Below are 2944 nucleotides of genomic sequence, written 5' to 3' on the forward strand. Positions count from 1 at the left end.
TCTGCCGATACACCCACTGTTACGCAGGTTCCCTCGAGCATCTCTGTCCAGGCTCCTGAAGCGGCTACGGCTGAGGGTGTCTCCTTCTACTACGAGGGGACGAAGACTTCCGTCAAAATTACGGACGCAGCGGTCCTTTTTGCCGCCTGCACTCTCAACACTAGCGACACAACCAAGATCGTAGATTTTGTCAACAACACGCTTAAAGCAGGGCCGATTAAGGACAAGGATGTCACTGGGCTAGGTGACCCGCTGAAGCCCGCTATCTCTGACTTCACGGGCGACGGCAGAGTTGACTGCAGCGATGCGGCGGTGCTGTTTGCCGTAGCCACGTTGGGCACGGAGGCGCCTGCGGCCAAGGTTAACGGCTTTTTGTCCGGCACCCTGAAGCTTCCCGGGGTGAATGTTACTCAAACTCAGTTGGATACCTTCTTCAAGACTTCAGCAACACAGACCCCGACGCCCACGCCCACGCCCACGCCCACGCCGACGATCAATGCACTCCAGGTCACCCCTGACAGTTTGAAGCTGCCGAGCGGCTCCAGCCAAAGCGTGACGGTGTCGTTGCCCAGTGCGCCAACAGGGAATGTGACGGTAACGGTGACGCCTTCTAGCGGCATTACAGCTACCCCAGCGACCCTGACTTTTACTCCCACTGTTTTCAGCGGCACGGTGACGGTGGGCAGCACGGCGACCCCAGGCACGACTGGCACCGTCAAGTTCTCTGCTCCGGGCTATGCGGATGGAGTGGTCAATGTTACGGTTGACCAATCGACCAACCTTGTGGTGAATCCTGCCAGCCTGAGCATTCCTGCCAATGGGGCAGCGTCGTTTACGGTCAAGCTGGCCAAAGCCCCGACAGCGCCGGTGACGGTAACGGTGACGACTTCTACGTCTGACCTGGCCGCCACTCCGGCTTCCCTGATCTTTTCGCCGGCCAACTTCAACATCAACCAGACGGTTTTGGTGAACGCTGGACAGAGGGCCGTTCCAGGAGCGCAATCGGTTTTCTTGGATGCGGGGCCGTTGGGTCAGCTCAACCTGCCGGTAACCATTACCCCCATCTCGAATACGAATTTCTTCATCGATCCTGTGAATGGGAACAACGCCTTCCCGGGCACAGCGGCCCAGCCTTGGCTGACTGTTGCGGCTGTTTTGAACATTAACCAAAATCCAGGTTCGAGAGTGGCGGCGGTGGCCAACGCGGGCAATAACGTGGTGGTTACTATTTTGGGTGGAACCAATACTGAGCAGCCTAATGTTAACATTGCCACACCGAATTTGTTGGCCGGCTCGGTAACGGTGCTGCAAGCTCCATTCCCGAAGACGTTTACGTTGGATCTGGCGACTAATATTAAAACACTGACCCTGAACAAGGGCTACAAGCTGCAGGATATCAACATTCTCACCAACGTCGCTGGACCGGCAATAACAATCAATGATCCAACGGCTGGGCTAGCCAGTGTGGATGTCACGTGTAATGGGGCTGGTGTCTGCGTGGATGTTGCGGGAGCTGGCTCCCATATCCTTAGGGATGTGAGGGTTGATGTGAATGATGATAGTGCGAATAACGTTGGCATTAGGAGTAATAATGCCAATGTCAACCTCAGCATTATCGGTGGCAGAGTTCGGACTATTAATAATAATAACGCGGCTAACAACCCTGTCACTTTGATCGATTCCAAGGGGGTTCTGACTGTTACGGGCTTGACGGTGGATATGACTAACGGCGGGCACGCGCAAGGCAGTACAGGTATCCTAATCCAACCCGAGGCTCGCACATCCTCGGTTGCCGGCTCCACCATCACTGTGAGTAGTGGCCCTGGTGCTGGGGGTAATCCCAATGGCATAGGTATCGACGTCCAAGGTGATCAGAGCAGAGTTGAAGGTAACACCTTTATTGGCAGCGGTAACTCAATTGGAGTTAGAGGTTCCAGAAACCTCGCCTCTGATGCTCTTGTCAATAACACCTTTTTGGGAACCTTTGGAGGAGGAAAAGTTGTTCAGTAGTAACTGACGCTGGAAGCTGTTTCCCCCCCTGCCCCCCAGGGGGGCTTTTTTGTAGGCCCCGGTGCTCTGCATTGCCGACACAACCACCCCTTGCCCCTTTCCGGGAAGTCGGGCTGCAACGGCGGGAGAGGAATTGTGGTAGGCTAGCACCAGCTTGCAGGAAAAGGTGAGTATGGCCAAAAGGATTGTCTGGCTGTTGGGGGTAGGACTGGCGCTGGCAGCCTGTTCCGGCAGGGCGCGGGGCCCTTCTCTATGTGTCAATGCCCGCCAGGTAACGGCGGAGGAGGTATTGGCGGCCAAGGGCAAGAATCTCTCCGGCTGCCAGTTGATTGGGGTGGTGCTCGCTAACGCCAAGCTGGCCGGCGCTGATCTGGGCGAGGCGCTGGTGCAGGGGGGAGTCTTCCTGCAGGCGGATCTGTCGGGGGCCAATTTGGCGGGGGCCTATGTGGAAAACACCGCTTTCAACGGGGCCAAGTTGCGGCGGGCCAACTTGCAGAAAGCCAGGTTTCCCGACTCCAGCCTGGCTGAGGCCGACTTGACAGGGGCCAATTTGCAGGAGGCGGATCTGCGGCGGGCCAACCTCAGGGGGGCAATTCTCAAAGGGGCCAAGCTGGAGGGGGCGTTGACGGACGGGGAGACCATCTGCCCCGATGGGGAGCGCGGCCCCTGCCGCTGGTAGGCCAGGGATCCGGCTAGAATGGGATCCTAAGCCGGTGTAGGGAACCCCATGTCGGAGCGGTTGGAGCGGGTGGAGGCCATCTTGGAAGTCCTGGCCCAGCAGACCCTGGCCACTGCCCAGGCCACTGCCCGGAATACAGAAGCCATCGAGCGTCTTTTTGCAGCCACCGCCCAGAACGCAGAGGCCATTGGGCAAGCCTTTGCAGCCATTGGTCAGAACGCAGAGGCCATTGGGCGTGTTTCCACAGTTACTGTC

Annotated in this window: 3 protein-coding genes; all 3 read left to right on the top strand. The window is 57.6% G+C overall.

From position 1 onward, the window contains the following. A partial coding sequence (locus NW806_RS10875; RefSeq protein WP_414411118.1) for a hypothetical protein occupies positions 1 to 2010 on the top strand: 2010 nt, incomplete at its 5' end. A 172-nt stretch (positions 2011 to 2182) separates the two neighbouring features. Further along, positions 2183 to 2689, top strand: coding sequence for a pentapeptide repeat-containing protein (locus NW806_RS10880; protein WP_011430277.1), 507 nt, complete (start codon positions 2183 to 2185; stop codon positions 2687 to 2689). A gap of 48 nt (positions 2690 to 2737) precedes the next feature. After that, on the top strand, positions 2738 to 2944 hold a 207-nt coding region (locus NW806_RS10885), incomplete at its 3' end, for a hypothetical protein (RefSeq protein WP_414411119.1).

It is taken from the genome of Synechococcus sp. W65.1, from assembly GCF_047461615.1.
In the GTDB taxonomy this organism is placed as follows: Bacteria; Cyanobacteriota; Cyanobacteriia; order Thermostichales; family Thermostichaceae; genus Thermostichus.